At 73.6% G+C, this 488-nt stretch carries 1 pseudogene; it reads right to left on the reverse strand.

Annotation, left to right across the window (positions count from 1 at the left end):
• Positions 1–126 precede the first annotated feature (126 nt).
• Positions 127–488 (reverse strand): annotated as a pseudogene (locus FV217_RS23170) (hypothetical protein); the annotation flags it as partial.

Genomic DNA, 488 nt, shown 5'->3' on the forward strand with positions numbered 1-488 from the left:
GTGCCGAGGCCACCGGCCAGCGCGGCGAGCGGGGCGAGCGGGGCGGCGTACGGCTCGGCGGACGTGCCCTTGGCGAGATGGCCCGCACCCTCGGACGCGAACGCCGGGACGACGGTCTCCATGATCTTACGAATCAGGCCGCCCGGGCCGACCGCCGCGCAAGCGCGAACTCGGCCGTGGTCTGGGCGAGATGCCCCAGGCCCGTCTGCGGCTTGTAGAGCGGGCCGAAATCTTCTCAATCAGCCCGTTGACCGTGCTCTGCGTCGGCATGAACGGCGCGTTGCGCACGGCGTCGGCCACGTTGGGAAAGCCCATCGCGCCAAGCGCTTTGCCGTACAGAGCGCCTTCGGCCTGCTGCACCATGCCGGGCATGCCGGCGAGGCCGGTGGCTGCGTTCACCAGCCCGGTGACGATGCCGCCGCCGATGTCGCCTGCGCCGTCCATCTGCGGCTTCGCGGCCGGCGCGGCCGGCGCGGGCGGCGCGGGCG

This window comes from Methylobacterium sp. WL9 (assembly GCF_008040035.1).
Classification (GTDB): Bacteria; Pseudomonadota; Alphaproteobacteria; order Rhizobiales; family Beijerinckiaceae; genus Methylobacterium; species Methylobacterium thuringiense.